Genomic DNA, 17,766 nt, shown 5'->3' with positions numbered 1-17,766 from the left:
GGAGCCGGACCGCCCCTCCCCGTAAACCCCCAGCCTCACCGGAAGCCCGACCGGCCCACCGGAAATCCGTCAGTAAGTCCGACAGTAAGGAGGGGCCATGGTTGCTGCCCCGATCCTGACCGACGTGGCGACGCCCGAGACGAAGGACCACGAGAGGGTGGTGTGGTGCGAGGACCCCGGCTCCGGCCTGCGCGCGGTCATCGCGATCCACTCCACAACCCTCGGCCCCGCACTCGGCGGCACCCGCTTCCACCCCTACGCCACCACCGACGACGCCCTCGCCGACGCGCTGCGGCTGTCCCGCGGCATGACCTACAAGAACGCCCTGGCGGGCATGGACCTCGGCGGCGGCAAAGCCGTGATCATCGGCGATCCGGAGCGCGACAAGACGGAGGAGCTGCTGCTGGCGTACGGGCGCTGCGTCGCCGCGCTCGAAGGCTGCTACATCACCGCCTGCGACGCGGGAACCGCGTCCGCCGACATGGACGTGGTGGCCCGCACCAGCCCCTTCACCGTCGGCAGGTCGGAGCACAACGGCGGGGTCGGCGACTCGTCCGTCCTCACGGCATACGGCGTGCTGCGCGGCATGCAGGCCGCGGCCCGGGGGCTGTGGGGCGTGGACTCGCTGCGGGGGCGCTCGGTGGGCGTGGCCGGGGTGGGGAAGGTGGGCCGACTGCTGGTGGGCCACCTGGTGGAGCAGGGAGCGACGGTCAGCGTCACGGACGTACGGCAGGAGGCCGTCGACCGGGTGCTGCGCCGTCACCCCGGTGTGCGGGCCGTCGCGTCGACCAGGGAACTGGTGAGTACGCCCGGACTCGACGTCTACGCCCCCTGCGCGCTCGGCGGAGCGGTCGACGAGACGGTTGCCGACGTGCTCACCGCCCGCATCGTCTGTGGCGCCGCGAACAACCAACTCGCCCGCCCGGGGCTGGAGCTGCGGCTCGCCGAGCGGGGCGTGCTCTACATGCCGGACTACGTGGTGAACTCCGGCGGCGTCATCCAGGTCGCCGCCGAACTGCACGAACTCACCCCCTCGCAGTGCCGCGAGCGGGCGGAGGCAATCTACGACGTGGGACTCGAAGTGCTGGGCAAGGCGGAGTCCGACGGCGTCTCCACGCTCCGGGCCGCCGATCTCATCGCGGAGCACCGCATCGCCTCCCGCGAGCAGGCCCCCGGGCCGCACGACGGACGGGCCGGTCGACGGGAGTACCGGACCGCGTCCGACGCCCGACCGGCGCACCCGGGTGCTGCCGGCGGCCCACGGGAGCGCCGTGTCGCAGCCGACGACGGCGGCCGGCGATGAACGAGGTCGCCGACGTCATCGTGGTAGGCGCCGGGCTCGCCGGGCTCGTCGCCACCCATGAACTCACGCGCGCCGGGCGCCGGGTCCTCGTCGTGGACCAGGAGAACCACGCGCACGTCGGAGGGCAGGCGTTCTGGGCCGAAGGCGGCCTGTTCCTGGTCGACAGCCCCGAACAGCGACGGGTCAAGATCAAGGACAGCCACGACCTCGCGCTGGCCGACTGGATGGCGTCGGCCGCCTTCGACCGGCCGCAGCAGGACCTGTGGGGGCGCAGGTGGGCCGAGAAGTACGTGGCCTTCGCCGCAGGGGAGAAGCGCGACTACCTGCGCGGGCTCGGCCTGCGGCTGGCGCCTCTGGTCGGCTGGACCGAGCGAGGGGTGGGCAGTGCGACCGGTTCCGGAAACTCGGTACCCCGGTTCCACTTCACCTGGGGGAGCGGTCCCGGCCTCGTCCGTGCCTTCCGTGATCCGGTGCTCGCCGCCGCCGCGCGCGGGCTCGTCGAATTCAGGCACCGCCACCGCGTGGACGAGATCGTCGTGGAGAACGGGGTCGCCGTCGGCGTACGGGGAGCGGTGCTCGTGCCCTCCGACGGGCCTCGGGGCAGGCCTTCCTCACGTGAGGAGACCGGCGAGTTCGAGCTGCGCGCCCAGGCCGTGCTCGTCACGGCCGGCGGGATGGGCGGCAACCACGACATGGTGCGCGAGCACTGGCCCACCGGCCGGCTGGGGCCCGCGCCACGGACCTTGCTCCGCGGGGTGCCGGTGCACGTCGACGGGCGCATGCTGAAGATCACCGAGCGGGCCGGCGGGCGGCTGGTCAACCTCGACCGGATGTGGACCTACCCGGAGGGCCTGGGTCGCTGGGACCCCCTGTGGCCCGATCACGGGGTACGGCTCATCCCCGGCCCCTCGCCCCTTTGGCTGAACTCCGCGGGGCAGCGGCTCCTGCCTCCGTACCTGCCGGGCCACGCCAACCTGCGGGCGGTGGCCCACCTCGGCCTCGCCGGCCACGAGCACAGCTGGTTCCTCATGAACCAGCTGATGGTGGACAGGGAGTTCGCGCTCTCCGGCTCCGACCTCAACCCCGCACTGACGGGCAAGAATCCGCTGCTCATGCTGCTGGACCGCAAGAAGAGTCTGATCCCCCCGGTGCGTGACTTCCTCGACCACGGCGAGGACGTCGTCGTACGGCCGACCCTGCGCGCCCTCGTGGACGGCATGAACGCCCTCACGCCCGGCACACCCCTCGAACACACCAGGGTGGAGTACGAAGTGACGGCCCGGGACCGGCAGTTCGTCCGCCCCTACGCCAAGGACGCGCAGTTCCACTCCCTGCGCAACGCGCGTGCCTTCCTGCCGGAGCGGCTCACCCGTAGCGCCCCGCCCCACCGGCTGCTCGACCCGGCGCACGGTCCGCTGTACGCGGTCCGGCTGCGCCCGATGCCCCGCAAGACGATGGGCGGCATCCAGACCGACCTGGACTGCCAGGTGCTCCGCCCCGACGGCGAGACCTTCGAAGGCCTGTTCGCGGCGGGTGAGGCGGCCGGGTTCGGCGGCGGAGGCGTACACGGCTACAGCGCACTTGAGGGCGGCTTCCTCGGCGGCTGCGTCTTCTCCGGCCGGTCCGCCGGCCGCGCACTGGCCCGGAGCGTGGTGTGAGCACACCACTCGGAGCGTGGTGTGAGCACAACCAGGACCCGCCCGTCATCGGGCCCGCGCCGAAGGGAGGCGAACGGTGACCCCCTGTGACCCGCCGGTCGACCCGTACGCGAATGACAAGAACGACAAGGCGACGCCCGGCGCGTTCCGGACCGGCGCACTGCCGTGGCGGCTGCTCGCCCAGGGCCATGCGCTGGCACGCCGTCAACTGCTGGCCGCGGCCGACTCGTCCTGGGTGCCCGCCGCGCGCCGCGCACAGGCGCGCGTGGCCGCACAACTCCTGTCGGACGCGTCGGCGCCGGCCAACTTCCCGCTCACCAACTCCGAGGCGCTGCTCAGAGCGAGGGACAGCAGGGGCGCCAGTGCGGTGCGCGGAGCCAGGAACTTCCTGGACGACGTGTGCCGAAGGAACGGACGCCCCGCGAAGATGCGCCCAGGCCTCTTCCACCTCGGCGTGACGCTGGCGGCCACCCCGGGCAAGGTGGTGCACCGCAACACGTACGTGGAACTGCTGCAGTACGCACCGCAGACCCCCACCGTCCGTACCGTCCCCGTGTTCCTCATCCCGGCCTGGGTCAACAAGTACTACATCTACGACCTGGCCCCCGACCGCAGTCTGGTGGAGTTCCTCGTCCGCGGTGGTCACACGGTGTTCTGCCTGAGTCTGCGCGACCCCGGGAACGGTGGCGTGCTGCCGGACCTCGACGCCTACCTCACGCAACTCCTCCTGCCCGCGCTCGAAGTTGTCCAGGAGCTCACCGCTTCGCCGCGGGTCCATCTGACCGGCGTCTGCGCGGGCGGCCTCCTGGCTCTCTCCCTGGCCGCCCGGCTCAAGGGGAGCGGGCAACCGCGTGCTGCCTCGCTCAGCCTCCTGAACTCCCCGCTGGCCGCTCCGGGCCCCGGTGACGCGGGCCCACTGTCGGGCAGCGCCTCCCCGGTGGAGATCGCCGTCCTGTCCCGCCTGCTGTCACGGAACCGGCACCTGATCAGCGGCCGGCGTCTCGGGCTGCTCTTCGACCTGCTCCGAGGGGACGCCACGGTCTGGGGCCCGCTGGCAGACGGCTGGCTGTACGGGGAGCGGGCGCCCGGGTTCGATCTGCTCGCGTGGAGCGAGGACACCATCGACATGCCGCGTGCCGTCTTCGAGCAGACACTGCGCATGACCGTGGAAGACAGGCTGGCCAGGAACGAGCTCACCCTGGCCGGTACGCCCGTACGCCCCTCGGCGGTCCCGGCGGCCGACACGTTCGTGGTGGCCGCGGAACGCGATCACCTGGTGTCCTGGGACACCGTCTACCGCAGCGCACGCCTGTTCGGTGACGGCTGTGCCTTCCGGCTCGTGCCCTCCGGACACATGGGCGCGATCGTCAACCCCCCACGGCCCGGCGCCAGGCACCTGGCCCGCGAGGGCCCGCTGCCCCCCGACAGCAGCGACTGGCTTCGGACAGCCGTCCCGAGGGACGAGTCGTGGTGGGAGGGCTGGGGCCGGTGGCTGGCGGACCGTTCCGGCCCCTCCGTACCCGCCCGCCTCCCTGGCAGCCTGCGCCACCCTCCGCTCGACAGCGCCCCCGGCCGCTATGCGACAAGGCACCGACCGACAAGGCACTGACCGACAACGCACTGACCGACGAAGCACTGACCGACAAAGCACTCATCGGCAAGGCACTGACCGACAACGCACTCACCGACAAGGCGGAAAACGGATGGATGAGCGGCATGCCACGGACGAGGGCCCCCGCCCTGCCGACGAGGTGGCTCTGGTCACCGGCGGGAGCCGGGGCATCGGCTTCAGCATCGCGGAGGCACTGGTCGGGCGCGGCTATCTGGTCTGCGTTACCGGGCGCGACGAGCAGGCGCTGAAGGCGGCGGTGGAGCGGCTCGGTGCCGGACGCGCGATCGGAGTGGCGGGCAAGGCGCACGACGAGGAGCACCGGGCCGACGCGGTACAACAGGCCGTACGTGCCTTCGGCCGGGTGGACCACCTGGTCAACAACGTCGGCACCAACCCGGTGGTCGGACCCGTCGCCGACGTCCCGCTGGACGTCGTCCGCAAGGTCTTCGAGACCAACGTCGTCTCCGCGCTCGGTTTCGCCCAGCAGACCTGGCACGCCTGGCAGCGGGAACACGGCGGGACGATCGTCAACATCGCCTCGCTGGCCGGAATCAGCGCCTCTCCCTCGCTCGGCGGGTACGGCATCAGCAAGGCAGCGATGATCAACCTGACCCTGCAACTGGCCCACGAGTTCGCTCCCGCGGTACGGGTCAACGCCGTCGCTCCCGCGGTGGTGCGCACCAGGTTCACGGCCGGCCTCCTGGCGGACCGCGAGGCGGAGGCCGTGGCTCGCTACCCCACCGGCCGGCTGGGGGAGCCCCGGGACGTCGCGGACGCCGCTGCCTTCCTGATCTCCGACCAGGCGCGGTGGATCACCGGACAGACCCTGGTCGTCGACGGTGGACTCCTCCTCAATGCGGCGGCCTGACCGCCCGAAGGTCACAGGGCCGGCCCGGAGGGGAGCCGGCCCTTTCGGCTCTCCCGTACGAAGCCGGCCGTGAACGGGATCAACGCCGTGCGGCGCGCGGGCCTGTGTGCCGCAGCAGGGCCGCGCTACCGCGCCGTGGCCCCTCGGTCCCGTACCCGCGCATGCGCCGCGGCGTTGATGCGTTCCTCGGCGATCCGGTCCGCGGCGGCGCCCGGCGGCAGGTCGTTGGCCTCCGCGTGCCGCAGGACCGTCAGCGTGGTGGTGAAGATCCGTTCCGTCTGCGCGCGGCGCTTCTCGAAATCCGCGCCGTCGACGGCGCCGGCGGCCTGGATGGCCCCGCCGGCGTTCGCGACGTAGTCGGGAACGTAGAGCACGCCGCGGCCGACGAGGTCGATGTCCGCCTCGGCGTAGGCCAGTTGGTTGTTGGCGGCGCCGCACACCACCTCGGCGGTGAGCGCCGGGACCGTGCTCCGGTCCAGTGCGCCGCCCAGGGCGCAGGGGGCGTAGACGTCCATGCCCTCGGTGCGGACCAGAGCCGCCGTGTCCGCCGCCACCGTGACGGTGGGGAACTCCTCGGACACCTTGCGAACCGCTGTCCGGTCGATGTCGGTGACCGTGACGCGGGCGCCTTCCTTGACCAGGTGCCCCACCAGCAGGTGCCCCACCTTTCCCACTCCGCAGACCCCGACCAGTTTGCCCCGCAGCGAGGCGTCGCCCCACCGGTGCTGGGCTGCCGCCCGCATCGCCTGGTAGACACCGAACGCCGCCAGGATGGAGGAGTCACCGGCCCCGCCGCTACGGGGCGAACGGCCCGCCACCCATTCGCAGGTGCGGGCCACGACGTCCATGTCGGTCACGAAGGTGCCTACGTCGCACCCGGTGATGTACCGCCCTCCCAGGGAGGCCACACATCGGCCGTACGCGAGCAGGAGTTCCTCGGTCTTGGCACGTGCCGGGTCGCCGATGATGACGGCCTTGCCACCGCCGTAGGCCACTCCCGACAGGGCGTTCTTGTACGACATGCCGCGGGAGAGTTGCAGCGCGTCGCTGACGGCGTCCTCGTCGCGGGCGTAGGCGAGGAAGCGGGTCCCGCCCAGGGCGGGTCCCATGGCCGTGGAGTGCAGGGCTATGACGACCTTCAGGCCCGAGAACGGGTCCTGGTGCACGAGGAGTTGTTCGTGCTCGAACGCGTTGTGAGCGAGGTGGGCCGTGGGGGTGCTGAAGGCGGTTGTGCTCATGTGAGGCTCCTTTTCCGATGCCTGGATCGATGCGTGGACCGATGCGTGGATCGATGCCCAGATCGCCGCCTGGATCCGTTGCCTGGATGTGTCCTGACTGTGGGTTACAGCAGGTCCCTGGCGAGCGCCCGGCCGGCGGTCCGGCCGGAGAAGACGCATCCGCCGAGGAAGCTGCCCTCCAGCGCGTGGTACCCGTGGACGCCCCCGCCGCCGAACCCGGCGGCCTCTCCCGCCGCGTACAAGCCGTCGAAGACGTGCCCGTCCGGCCGCAGCACCTGCGAGTCCAGCGTGGTCTGGACCCCGCCCAGGGTCTTGCGCGTCATCAGGCGCAGGCGTACGGCGATGAGCGGTCCGTGGGCGGGATCGAGCAGCCGGTGCGGCGCTGCGACGCGCGTCAGTCGTTCCGGCAGGTACCTGCGCACGTTGCGCACGGACATCAACTGCATGTCCTTGCAATAGTGGTTGACGAGTTGCCGGTCGCGGGTGATCACCTCTTGCTCCACCCGCGCGATATCGAGGGGCGAGTCGGGTGTCAGGGCGTTCATGGCGTCCACCAGGGCGGACAGGGTCCGGCGGATCACGATGTCCTCGCCCCGGTCGAGGAAGGCGCGGACGGGCCCGTACCTGGTCTTCCTGCTCGGTGCGAGGGCCCTCAGGTAGTGCTTGCCGGTCAGGTCCGGGTTCTGCTCGGAGCCGGACAGGGCGAACTCCTTGTCCGCGACGGTCTGGTTCATGAGGAACCACGAGTGGCTGTGGCCGGTGCGTGCGATGTGTCCCAGCGACTGGGTGTTGGCGTGGCCGGGGAAGAGGGGCGGGGGCAGGCGCCGCCCCTCGGCGGTGAGCCACAGTGGTGAGGGGCCGGGGATGACCCGCACCCCGTGGCGGGGCCAGACGGGGGACCAGTTCGCCAGGCCCTCGGGGTAGTTCCACATCCGGTCGAGGTTGACGACGGAGCCTCCGGCCCGCTCGGTGATCTCCAGCATCCGGCCGTCGACGTGTGCGGGCACCCCGCTGAGCAGCGACGAGGGCACCGGGCCGAGCCGCTCGACCGGCCAATGGGCGCGCACCAGTTCGTGGTTGCCGCCCATGCCGCCGGTGGTGAGGAGCACCGCCTGCCCGCGCAGTTCGAAGTGTCCGGTCTCCTCGCGGGAGGAGGGGACGCCCCGCGGCTCGTGCGAGGGCGCCAGCACCGCACCCGAGACCCCGGTCACCGTGCCGCCCTCGACGACGAGTTCGTCGACCCGGTGGCGGTACTTGAAGGTGACCAGCCCGCGCTCGGCCGCGTCGAGCACCGGCTCGCGGAAGACACGTACGAGGTCGGGTCCGGTGCCCCAGGCGATGTGGAAGCGCGGTACGGAGTTCCCGTGCCCGCCGGCGGCCCCCGTGCCCCGTTCGGGCCAGCCGACGACGGGCGCGAACCGCAGCCCGAGCCCACGCAGGTAGTCGCGCTTCTCGCCGGCGGCGAACCCCACGTACGCCTGCGCCCACTCACGTCCCCACCGGTCGTCGTGGGCGCGGTCGAACCCGGCCGAGGCCAGCCAGTCGGACAGCGCCAGCTGGTAGGAGTCCTTGATGCCCAGGCGTCGCTGCTCGGGACTGTCCACGAGGAACAGGCCGCCTTCCGCCCAGTGGGCCTGCCCGCCGAGGTTGGCCTCGCTCTCCTGCTCGACGACGAGCACGCGCCGGCCCGCACGTACGAGCTCGTACGTCGCGACCAGCCCGGCCAGGCCCGCTCCCACGACGATCACGTCTGCGTCCGTGCGCACGGTCACCGCCCCCTCTCGGCAGCGCCGTTGTCCGCCCGGTCGCCCGCCCGCGCGAGGAAGGGGCGGACGGCGGAGAGGAGTTCGCCGGCCGCCTCCTGCGGTACGAGATGCCCGCAGCAGCCGATCAGCTTCAGTCGTCCGCGGCCGAGCCGTCGTCGCGCGCCGAACGCCTGCCAGAACGGCACCAGGCGGTCCTGGGTGCCCCAGACCACCAGCGTCGGCATACGCAGTTCGGACAGCTTGTCCAGCAGGAGGTTCCGCTGGCCCAGAAGGCCGACCGACGAGCGCTGCAAGCGCAGGGTGGTCCTCAGCGTCTCGGGCACGGCGATCGACTTGACCTGGCTGGCGAACCAGGCGGGCGAGACCCGCCAGGGCCGGCAGGCTCCCATCACCGCGCTCGACGCCACCAGCAGCTGCGGGCCGAGTGGCAGCCGGGGGACGAGCGCGGTGAGGTCACCCAGCGGCGTGCCCGCCTGGAGCGCCAGCACCGGGCTGAGGACACGGCCCATCCCGGAGGAGCTGACAAGCACCAGCGCGGGCACCTGGGACGGCTGCTGGAGGGCCATGTGCACGGCGACGGCGGCGCCCAGCGAGTGCCCGACAACCGAAGGATTCCGCATGCCGAGCGCTTGGGCGAACTTCCAGACGAAGGCTGCCAGGGCGGCGGCGTCGACATGGGGCAGTTTCTCGGTGTGGCCGAATCCCGGCAGGTCCACGGCGACGACCCGGTGAGTGTCCGCCAGGCCCTCCAGAACCTCGGACCAGATCTCGGAGACACTGCCCTCGCCGTGCAGCAGGAGGACGGGGGTGCCTCGTCCGCTCTCCAGGTAGCGGGTCGACGTCCCGGCCACCTCGGTCCGGCGTTCTTCCCAGATCTGCTCGGTGGCGGCGGTGGGTGTCTTCATCACGGTCTCCTGCTCTTTCGTCTGGACTCGTCTCGTCTTGTCTTGTCGCGCAAGGGATACGGGCGTGCCTTGGGGAGAGGCGGCGGCCGAGTCTTGGGGATGGGGCCGGGTCGATGCGGGACCGGGAGGTGGAGGCGGAGGCGCCGGATGACGCGGTACGGGAGACCGCGGTCCGGGTCACGCGGTACGGGAGCTCCGCGGTCCGGGTCACGCGGCGCGGGACGCCGCGGTGCTTGCGGCGTGCCCGTTCCTCCTCTGCCCTCAGGACTGTAGGACGGGCCACGGGAGCACCGGCAGGCGTGCACCGGGGCAGTGGTGGTGCGGGGGGCCACTTGGGGCACCCCCGGAGAGAGCGGGGGACCGGCCGGGGTGCTTGAAACCGGTTAAGTCCCGGGAATGCGGCCGCGGGCCGGCAGGTGTTTTGTTTGCGTCTTTCTCCGTGGTTCGGGGCGAACGGAATCGCCGTGCGCCGCCTGTGCTTCACGCGCGTTGTCCGTAGGCGTGCACGCGGCACCGGGAAAGTGTGAGTGCGCCGAATGCATGCGGAGTTCCCCCGGTGCACCCCCGGTGCCGTATTGACCCCGCCCCAGCCTTGGCGTGCACTGAGTGGTGACTGAAAGCATCCTCGTCGGAAAACCATCGGATTCCCCCTCGTCGAACCTTTGTCCGTGGAGCGACGCTTCGTGGAGGTGGAGCAGCAGGTGTTTCGGGTGCATTTTCACGGTCCCACTCGAAGCACGCGTGCGGGAAATATAAATGGCCTGTTTCGTGCTGTGCGCAGCCCGTGTCCTCAACCACCGATATGCATTCAAATGTCGTATGTCGGAGTGCGGTTCGGGGTGCGGTAATTCCGCGGCGGTACAAGCAGGTTTCGGTTTCGGGGAGCAAGAGAAAAGGAAATCCATGACGGTGCGAACGTGTAGCAACCGGGAGCCCAACCAAAGGCTCCGGGCAGTGATGGAGGAGGCGGGGTGTTCCAGCACGGGGCTGGCCCGCCGGGTCAACCTCTGCGGCGCCGAGCGCGGACTGGACCTCCGCTACGACAAGACGTCGGTGGCCCGGTGGCTGCGCGGCCAACAGCCGCGCGGCCGGGCGCCCGTGATCATCGCCGAGGCACTGGAACGCAAGCTCGGCCGGGTGGTGACCGCCGAGGAGATCGGCATGCGCACGGAGCAGGGCGCCGCGTCGGCCATCGGCCTGCGCTTCGAGGCCGAGGCCGCCGACGCGCTCCAGCAGGTGTGCGCCCTGTGGCGCAGCGAGGCCAACTTCACCGCCGCATCGCCGGCCGGGGAGAAACTGGCAACCTCCGTGCTCGTCCAGTCCAGCCGCGACTGGCTCATAGCCGACCCGGACCCCGCCCCCACCGGCGACGGCCCGACCCCTGTCGGCCCGGGGGACGTCGCAGCGGTGCGGGCCATGGCCGAGGCGTTCGCGGACCTCGATCACCGATTCGGCAGTGGTCACACGCGCATGGTCACGGTGCGCTACCTCGACGGCGTCGTCGCGGGGCTGCTCGGCGGTGCGTACGGGGAGGCCACCGGGCGCCCGTTGCTGGGCGCGGCGGCGAGGCTTACGGAGCTCGCCGGCTACATGGCGGCCGACACCGGGCTTCTCGGGCTCGCCCAGCGCTACTACATCCAGGCGCTGCGGCTGGCCCAGGCCGCGGACGACCGCAGGTTCGGCGGCTATGTGCTGGCGGCGGGAATGAGCCAGGTGGCGCTCACCCTGGGCAACCCGCGCGAGACGGTCCAACTCGCCCGCGTGGCAAGGGAGGGAGCACGCGAGGAGGGCGGCCCGGCGATCCAGATACTCGCGCGCGCGGCCGAGGCACGTGGTTACGCCCTCATGGGCGACCCGCGCGCCTGCGACGCGAACGCGGAGAAGGCACTCCAGGAACTGGAGCGCAGCGCACCCGGCGAGGATCCGGGTCCGGGCAGCCAGGTCGACCGCGGATACGTGGCCGAACAACTGGCCCGCTGCAACCAGGACCTCGACCGGCCGCAGGAAGCAGCGCAGTGGGCGCAGGAGGCACTGCGCTGCACCCCGCCGGAGCGAACCCGCCGCCGGGTGTTGCGGCTGCTGCTCCTGGGCGCGGTGCAGCTGCGACTCGGATCGCCTGATGACAGCCGTACCAGCGCACTGCACGCCGCCGAGCTGCTCAGCACGGTCCGCTCCGTCCGCTGCTCCCAGGAGCTGGAGAGCCTCCGGCTACGTCTGCGGACGCCCGGCCGCCACGATGGGGCCTCAGGAGACCCGGGCCGCTACGAAGAGGCCGCACGGAACCCCGGCCGCCACGAAGAGGCGTCAGGGAACCCACCGTGTCCTGTCCGGCCTGTTGGCTGACAGACGTTTCATGCCCGGCGGAACGTCGAGCCTGCCGGTCATCGCCTCGATCAGGACGAACCGGTCGGGGGTGGCGGCGGCGCGAGCCAGCGCACGCCGCAACGCGGCCGGGGAGCGGACGGTGAGCACGAGCGGGTCTCGCACGCCGAGCGCGGCGGGGAGCCGGGACCAGTCCCAGCGAGCGACGTCGTTGTACACCGCCCGCGCGCCGTTGAGGACCCGCTCCACGGTGTACCCGTGATTGTTGACCAGGAGCACGACCGGCGTGAGGCCGTGCCGGCCGATGGTGCCGAGCTCCTGGACGGTGGGCTGCGCGCCACCGTCGCCGATCACCAGCAGCCCCCGCCGGGAAGGATCGGCGAGCTGTACGCCGAGCAGGGCGGGCAGTCCGTAGCCGATGGAGCCCCACAACGGTTGCGCGACGAACCGGGTGCCGCTCGGGAAGGGAAGGCCGCCGGCGCCGAACAGGGGGGTCCCCTCGTCGGCGACCACGCTGTGACCCGGTTCCAGCGCATCGCCGACGGCCTTCCACAGCTGCGCCTGGGTCAGCCGGGGTCCGAACGGGCAGCGGCGACGCAGGGCGGTGACGATGCGTTTGCCCGTAGCGGGTGTGCCCGTGGCCGGTGTGCCCGTGGCCGGCGTGCCCGTGGCGGGCCGGCGGTCGGCCTGGGTGCCTGCCGGGTCCTCGGGCGGCCGTCCGGGGCCGGGTGCGCTCTCGGGACCGGGCGCGCCCTCGGGGGCCGCCGTACCCGCGCGGGCGCCGACCAGCTCCGTCAGTACCGCCAGCGCCGTGGCCAGCGGTACGCCCGGGAAGGCGACGCCGTCCACCGTCGCCTCCCGGGGCTGGAGGTCGATGCCCTCGCGGGGGTTGAAACGGTGCGTGAACTTGCCGGTGTTGGCGTCGGCGAGCAGCACTCCGGCGCGGATGAGGAGGTCCGCGTCGTCGATGACCGACCGGACCGGCTCCCCGCTCATGGCCCCCGCGTACAGGCCGAGATGACCGCGTGTGCGTGCGTCGATGACGGTCCTGCCGGTCCCCAGGGTCGCGCTGGGGAAGGAGCTCGCCGTCAGCAGCGCGGCCAGCTCGTCCCGTGCGCCGAACCGGTCCACGAGGAAGTCGGCCAGAACAGCGACGCTGCCAGGGACGGCGAGCCGGGCACGGGCCGCCGCGCGGAAGGCCTCGACGCTGTCGGCGTCGGTGTCAGCGGTTGGGCCCACGAGGGAAGTGGTTGAAATGTGCGGCGGGAGAGGCGCCAGGGCAACGTCCCTGGGCACCCGCAGGTATCCGGGCCTGCTCTCGCGCAGGCAGGTGGTCAGCACCCGGTCGATCTCGGCTGCGGCATTGTCGGGCCGCAGAACGGCGTCGGCGCACACCACGTGGCGATGGGCGCGGGCGAAGCGGTCGAAGTCGCCGTCCCCCATGGTGTGGTGGACGGCGTCCCCGGCACGCTCGGTGGCCCGCGTCGGCCCGACGGCGATGTGCAGCAGCGGAACACGCTCGGCGTACGCTCCGGCCACACCGTTGATCGCACTCAGTTCGCCGACACCGAGCGTGGTGAGGAGGGCCCCGAAGCCGCGGGTACGCCCGTAAGCGTCGGCGGCGTAGGCGGCACCGAGTTCGCTCGCGGTGCCGATCCACCGCACGTCCGGATGGTCGAGCACACGGTCGAGCACCTTCAGGTTGTAGTCGCCGGCCATGCCGAACACGTGCCGCACACCCAGGGCGCTGAGCCGGTCGAGCAGATGGTCGACAACGGTGGGTCGTCCGTCTGTGGGGATGGAGGTCATACCTGTGTCCTTTCTCGCGGTGTCGGACTCGTGGCGGCCCCCGCGTGCGAGGCTGCGCGGACGCGTACGCGTAAACAGACAGCGGACGCGTAAGCAGACAGAGGCACGCACGCGCATACGCACGCACGAGCACGCAGACGCGGGAGCCACGGTTGGGGTCGGGGGCGCGGGGCGCGGGGCGCAGGGCGGGCGGCGGTCGCGGACCGGGAACCCTCTTGAGCGGACCCCGACGGCGGCCGTGCGCGCGCGGCAGGCACAAGGCCTTCCGCCGCCGTCGCCGAGCGGGCCCTACGCGAGTGCCGACGGCGTGCCGGACTCCTTGACGGTCCCCTCGCCGGACTCCTGGATGGATCCCTCGCCGGATCCCCTGCCGGGCTCCTCGCCGGATCCCCTGCCGGGCTCCTCGCCGGATCCCTCGCGGGGCTCCTTGCCGACACGGACGACATCCAGCCGTCCGGTCGCGTACTCCTCCTGGATCCTGCGCTTGTCGTACTTTCCCACCGCGTTCTTCGGGATCACCGGCATGACCGTCCAACGTTCGGGGACCGTCCACGCCTCGACGTGCCGTGCCAGGAAGTCCCGCAGGTCTTCCGGCCGGCACCCGTCGCCCCCGCGCAGTGTCACCGCCGCCAGTGGTCGTTCACCCCAGCGGTCGTCGGGCACGGCGACCACAGCGGCCTCGGCCACGGCCGGGTGCTCCATCAGGTGCGACTCAAGTTCCACGGTGGAGATGAACTCGCCGCCGGACTTGACGATGTCCTTGGCCCGGTCGGTGAGGGTGAGATAGCCGTCAGGGGATATCCGTCCGACATCGCCGGTCCTCAGCCAGCCGTCCGTGGTGAAGTTCTCCGGGGGGCGGGTCACGGGCGAGCCCTCGCCACCGTAGTAGGCGCCGGTCACGCACGGGCCGTGCAACTGCAGTTCACCGGTGGCCCTGCCGTCGTGCGGCACGCAAGCGCCCTGCGCGTCGGCGAGCCGGAACCGCACCGACGCGGGGAACTGCCCCTGGCTGACGCGGTAGGCCCACGCCGCGCGGTCCTCCGCCCCGGCGGGCGGCAACGCCGTGCTCACCAGCGAGGAGGTCTCGGACATGCCCCACGCGTGCAGGAGCTCGACCGAGTGGCGGTCACTGTAGGCGGAGATCAGAGCGGGTGGACACGCCGCTCCGCCTGCCACTCCACGGCGCAGGCCGGTGATGTCGTACGACCGGGTGTCCAACTCCTGTAATAGCGCGGCCCAGACGCTGGGCACGGCGGCGGCGAAGGTCGGCCGTCCCTGGACGATCATCCGTGCGTACGACGCCGCTCCGGAGAACCGGTCCGCCATCAGCAGACCGGCGCCGGTGAGGAACGCGGCGTGCGGGATGCTCCATGCGTTGACGTGGAACATCGGGACGACGGGGAAAAGGACTTCGCGCGAGGTGAGGTCGTAGCGGTTCGGCGCCGCGACCTGGAGACAGTGCAGATAGATCGACCGGTGGCTGTAGACGACCCCCTTGGGATCGCCGGTGGTGCCGGAGGTGTAGCACATCGACGCGGCGGTGCGCTCGTCGAGGCCCTCCTCCCACGGATAGTCGGGGGACTGAGTGGCCGTCAGCTCCTCGTAGTCGTGCACCTCCCCCGCGAAGCCGGCCAGTGCCTCGCGGCCACCGGGCCCCGCGACGACGATGTGACGCACCTTGCCGGACAGCAGGGGCAGCACGCCCGCCAGGACCTCCGCGAGGTCGGCGTCCACGACGATCACCTCGTCGCCGGCGTGGTCGATGATGTAGGCCAACTGCTGGGGCGCCATGCGTACGTTGAGGGAGTGCAGGACGGCGCCCATGGCGGGGACGGCGAGGAACAGCTCCAGATGACGGGAGTTGTTCCACATGAAGGTGGCGACGACGCTCTGCGCGCTCCCCGGCCGGGTTGCCGCTCGTACCCCCAGCCGGTCGCGCAGTGCGTGCGCCAGGCGGCCGGCCCGCCGTCCCACCTCGGCGTACGACGTGTGCTCGAACTCCGCCCCGTTCCAGGTGGCCACGGTGGACGAGCCCTGGACGGTGGAGCCGTGGCGCAGGACGCGGGCGATGTTCAGCGGAACGTCGGGCATGGTGCTGTGCATGGAGCCCTCCATACGGTGTGTCGTCGACGTGGATGCCGGCCGGAACGCCGCGGGGCGGCGAATCGCCTGCCGTCGAAGGTATGCCCGCGCAGAGGCACCTGCCGAGCGGGTGAGGGAGGCCTGTTGTCGCAGGTGAGGCGCGGGTGTGGCAGGGGTGGTGGGAGAGCGGCACCCGCCCGGACCGCACCCCCGCCGCACCCCGCGCGCGCATGCGCCACGACCGGTCGTTGCCACCGAACGCGAACACGCCTGCCCGCGCGGCCGACCCCTGCCTAGATTCAGGAGGCAGTAAAGGACGAACCGTCAAGCAGGAAAAGCCGAACCGCGAAGCAGTGAAAAGACGAGGTGACAGGTGAGTCCGTGCGGCAGCGAACCCTACGCCTACGACGACGAAGCGGACGCGACTCCGGAGAAGCGCGTGAAGGCACCGAGCGCGAAACGTCAGAAGGCACCGAGCGAGAAACGCCAGAAGGCACCGAGCGAGAGACGCGTGAAGGCACCGAGCGCGAAACGCCCGAAGGCACCGAGCGGCCTTCAGGGGCGGCTCGCAGGTCCTCGGCTCGGCAGTGTCCGCCCTGACCGCGACCGCGACCGCGACCGCGACCTCGACCGCGACCTCGACCCCGACGACCGACGGTTCGACGACCCGGCCTGGGTGACCGACCCCGGCTACCGGGCACTGCTGACCGGCTACCTGACCTGGCGCCGGCTGGTCCTCGCCGCGGCCGAGACGCCGTACCTGACGGCGCGCCGCCGCGAGCAGGTACGGCTGCTCGCGACGCTCCTCACCGACGCGACGGCACCCACCAACACCCTGGCCGGAAACCCCGCCGTACTGCGCCGCGCCGCGCTCACCCGCGGGACGAGCCTGTTCCGCGGCGCCGGCAACCTTCTTGACGATCTGCGCCACCGCCGTGGCCGCCCCGCCAAGATGCGACCGGGTGCCTTCACGCTGGGGGAGACCCTGGCCGCCACCCCCGGCCAGGTCGTGTACCGCAACGACCTGATGGAACTGATCCAGTACGAGCCGCAGACCGCCCGGGTCCGTCAGGTACCCCTGCTCTTCCTCCCCGCCTGGGTGAACAAGTACTACATCAACGACCTGGCCCCCGGACGCAGCCTCGTCGAGTGGGTGGTCCGCGAGGGCTTCACCGTCTTCACCGTCAGCCTGCGCAACCCCGGACCCGCACAGGCCGGTCTTGGCCTGGACGAGTACTTCGCGGGCATTCCACTGCGCGCCCTGGACGTGGTCCGCGAGATCACCGCCTCGCCCAGCGCCCACCTGGCGGGGGTGTGCGCGGGAGGGATGCTGGCGGCGGCCACCGCGGCCTGGCACGCGGCCGACGGGGAAAGGCCGGTGGCGACTTTGACGTCGTTGGTGTCCTCGCTGGACCATCCGGACCGGGCCGGCTCCGAGCAGCCACCGGACGTGGAACTGCGGGCCCTGACCCGTCTGCTCTCCCGGCGCGGGGGACTGGTCGACGGCAGGAGGATCAGCCTCCTGTTCGACCTGCTGCGTGCCAGGGACACCGTCTGGCAGCCGTTGGTGGCCGGCTGGCTACTGGGGGAGCGGCCGGACCCCTTCGACATCTGGGCCTGGAGCGAGGATGCGATCGACGTGCCCAGGACCCTTTTCCACCAGACGCTGCACATGGCGACCCACAACACCCTCGCCAGGGGCGAACTCCGCCTCCACGGCCGGGACATCGATCTCGCGGCCGTCACCCAGGACACCTTCATGGTGGCGGGTTCACGCGACCACATCGTTCCGTGGGAGACGGTGTACAGCAGTGCCCGGCTGCTCGGCGGTGACGTCGCCTTCCACCTGATCCCGTCCGGGCACGCGGGCAGCGTCATCAGCCCGCCGCGCCCCGGGGCCCTCTACCGCACCGGACCGGCCCGGCTGTCGGCCCACCCCCAGGACTGGTGGGGCCGCTCCTGCCCCGTACCCGGATCCTGGTGGCCGGCCTGGACGCGATGGCTGGGCCTGCGCTCGGGACCAGGTACGCGGAGCCGGCCGCCAGGAAGCGCGCACCACCCCCCGTTGGCTCCCGCTCCCGGACGGTACGTGCGCACACCGTGAGCGCGGCGGCCGTGCGTGAGCCCCGCGCCCGCCGCCCGCCCCCATACCCGCCGCGACGATGCCCCGCCCGTCCCTTTCGCAGAAGGTCCCGGAGAAGGA

At 71.8% G+C, this 17,766-nt stretch carries 11 protein-coding genes; 6 read left to right on the top strand and 5 right to left on the bottom strand.

Translation table 11 applies throughout. The annotated features are described in order from the left end of the window. The first annotated feature begins 97 nt into the window (after nt 1-97). The 4 genes from ACIQM4_RS26065 (at nt 98) to ACIQM4_RS26050 (ending at nt 5,441) form a co-directional block, all read left to right on the top strand. Nucleotides 98-1,303, top strand: a complete 1,206-nt coding sequence (locus ACIQM4_RS26065; protein ID WP_401596107.1) for a Leu/Phe/Val dehydrogenase — start codon at nt 98-100, stop codon at nt 1,301-1,303. Beyond that, entirely contained in the window at nt 1,300-2,961 is a 1,662-nt protein-coding gene (locus ACIQM4_RS26060) for an FAD-binding dehydrogenase (protein WP_401596104.1), read from the top strand. Before ACIQM4_RS26065 ends, ACIQM4_RS26060 begins: the two co-directional genes overlap by 4 nt. Nucleotides 2,962-3,037: 76 nt before the next feature. Beyond that, a complete protein-coding gene (locus ACIQM4_RS26055) occupies nt 3,038-4,570 on the top strand; it encodes a PHA/PHB synthase family protein (RefSeq protein WP_401596101.1) in 1,533 nt (510 codons plus the stop codon). Nucleotides 4,571-4,664: 94 nt separating this feature from the next. Further along, nucleotides 4,665-5,441: an SDR family oxidoreductase gene (locus ACIQM4_RS26050; RefSeq protein ID WP_401596099.1), complete on the top strand. Its 777-nt coding sequence runs from the start codon at nt 4,665-4,667 to the stop codon at nt 5,439-5,441. 125 nt (nt 5,442-5,566) lie between these two features. Here ACIQM4_RS26050 and ACIQM4_RS26045 read toward each other — a convergent pair whose 3' ends face one another. The 3 genes from ACIQM4_RS26045 to ACIQM4_RS26035 all read right to left on the bottom strand — a co-directional run bounded on the left by ACIQM4_RS26045 (nt 5,567) and on the right by ACIQM4_RS26035 (nt 9,350). Further along, on the bottom strand, nt 5,567-6,679 hold the full coding sequence (locus tag ACIQM4_RS26045) for a Glu/Leu/Phe/Val dehydrogenase dimerization domain-containing protein (protein ID WP_401596096.1): 1,113 nt from the start codon (nt 6,677-6,679) through the stop codon (nt 5,567-5,569). A 104-nt stretch (nt 6,680-6,783) separates the two neighbouring features. Continuing rightward, nucleotides 6,784-8,445 (bottom strand): FAD-binding dehydrogenase, encoded by a 1,662-nt coding sequence (locus ACIQM4_RS26040; RefSeq protein WP_401596093.1) that lies wholly within the window; start codon nt 8,443-8,445, stop codon nt 6,784-6,786. 2 nt (nt 8,446-8,447) lie between these two features. Beyond that, entirely contained in the window at nt 8,448-9,350 is a 903-nt protein-coding gene (locus ACIQM4_RS26035; protein WP_401596090.1) for an alpha/beta hydrolase, read from the bottom strand. Nucleotides 9,351-10,253: 903 nt separating this feature from the next. Between ACIQM4_RS26035 and ACIQM4_RS26030 the strand changes: the two genes are divergently transcribed. Beyond that, nucleotides 10,254-11,693: a transcriptional regulator gene (locus ACIQM4_RS26030; protein ID WP_401596087.1), complete on the top strand. Its 1,440-nt coding sequence runs from the start codon at nt 10,254-10,256 to the stop codon at nt 11,691-11,693. Here the strand turns inward: ACIQM4_RS26030 and ACIQM4_RS26025 are convergent. Then, nucleotides 11,655-13,481: a thiamine pyrophosphate-binding protein gene (locus ACIQM4_RS26025; protein WP_401596085.1), complete on the bottom strand. Its 1,827-nt coding sequence runs from the start codon at nt 13,479-13,481 to the stop codon at nt 11,655-11,657. The two genes, ACIQM4_RS26030 and ACIQM4_RS26025, sit on opposite strands and share 39 nt — an antisense overlap. 288 nt (nt 13,482-13,769) lie before the next feature. Then, nucleotides 13,770-15,584 (bottom strand): long-chain-fatty-acid--CoA ligase, encoded by a 1,815-nt coding sequence (locus tag ACIQM4_RS26020; protein ID WP_401596082.1) that lies wholly within the window; start codon nt 15,582-15,584, stop codon nt 13,770-13,772. A gap of 490 nt (nt 15,585-16,074) precedes the next feature. Here ACIQM4_RS26020 and ACIQM4_RS26015 point away from each other — a divergent pair, with 490 nt between their 5' ends. Continuing rightward, nucleotides 16,075-17,667, top strand: a complete 1,593-nt coding sequence (locus ACIQM4_RS26015; protein ID WP_401596080.1) for a PHA/PHB synthase family protein — start codon at nt 16,075-16,077, stop codon at nt 17,665-17,667. Nucleotides 17,668-17,766: the final 99 nt, after the last annotated feature.

The sequence above is a fragment of the Streptomyces sp. NPDC091272 genome (assembly GCF_044757485.1).
GTDB lineage: Bacteria > Actinomycetota > Actinomycetes > Streptomycetales > Streptomycetaceae > Streptomyces.
This window is presented reverse-complemented; position numbering and strand designations above follow the sequence as displayed.

Bases quoted from the DNA above. Each gene is read 5' to 3' on its own strand.
- ACIQM4_RS26060 (WP_401596104.1), top strand. From the start codon at position 1,300: ATGAACGAGGTCGCCGACGTCATCGTGGTAGGCGCCGGGCTCGCCGGG.
- ACIQM4_RS26065 (WP_401596107.1), top strand. From the start codon at position 98: ATGGTTGCTGCCCCGATCCTGACCGACGTGGCGACGCCCGAGACGAAG.
- ACIQM4_RS26030 (WP_401596087.1), top strand. From the start codon at position 10,254: ATGACGGTGCGAACGTGTAGCAACCGGGAGCCCAACCAAAGGCTCCGG.
- ACIQM4_RS26020 (WP_401596082.1), bottom strand. From the start codon at position 15,584: ATGCACAGCACCATGCCCGACGTTCCGCTGAACATCGCCCGCGTCCTG.
- ACIQM4_RS26050 (WP_401596099.1), top strand. From the start codon at position 4,665: ATGGATGAGCGGCATGCCACGGACGAGGGCCCCCGCCCTGCCGACGAG.
- ACIQM4_RS26035 (WP_401596090.1), bottom strand. From the start codon at position 9,350: ATGAAGACACCCACCGCCGCCACCGAGCAGATCTGGGAAGAACGCCGG.
- ACIQM4_RS26025 (WP_401596085.1), bottom strand. From the start codon at position 13,481: ATGACCTCCATCCCCACAGACGGACGACCCACCGTTGTCGACCATCTG.
- ACIQM4_RS26045 (WP_401596096.1), bottom strand. From the start codon at position 6,679: ATGAGCACAACCGCCTTCAGCACCCCCACGGCCCACCTCGCTCACAAC.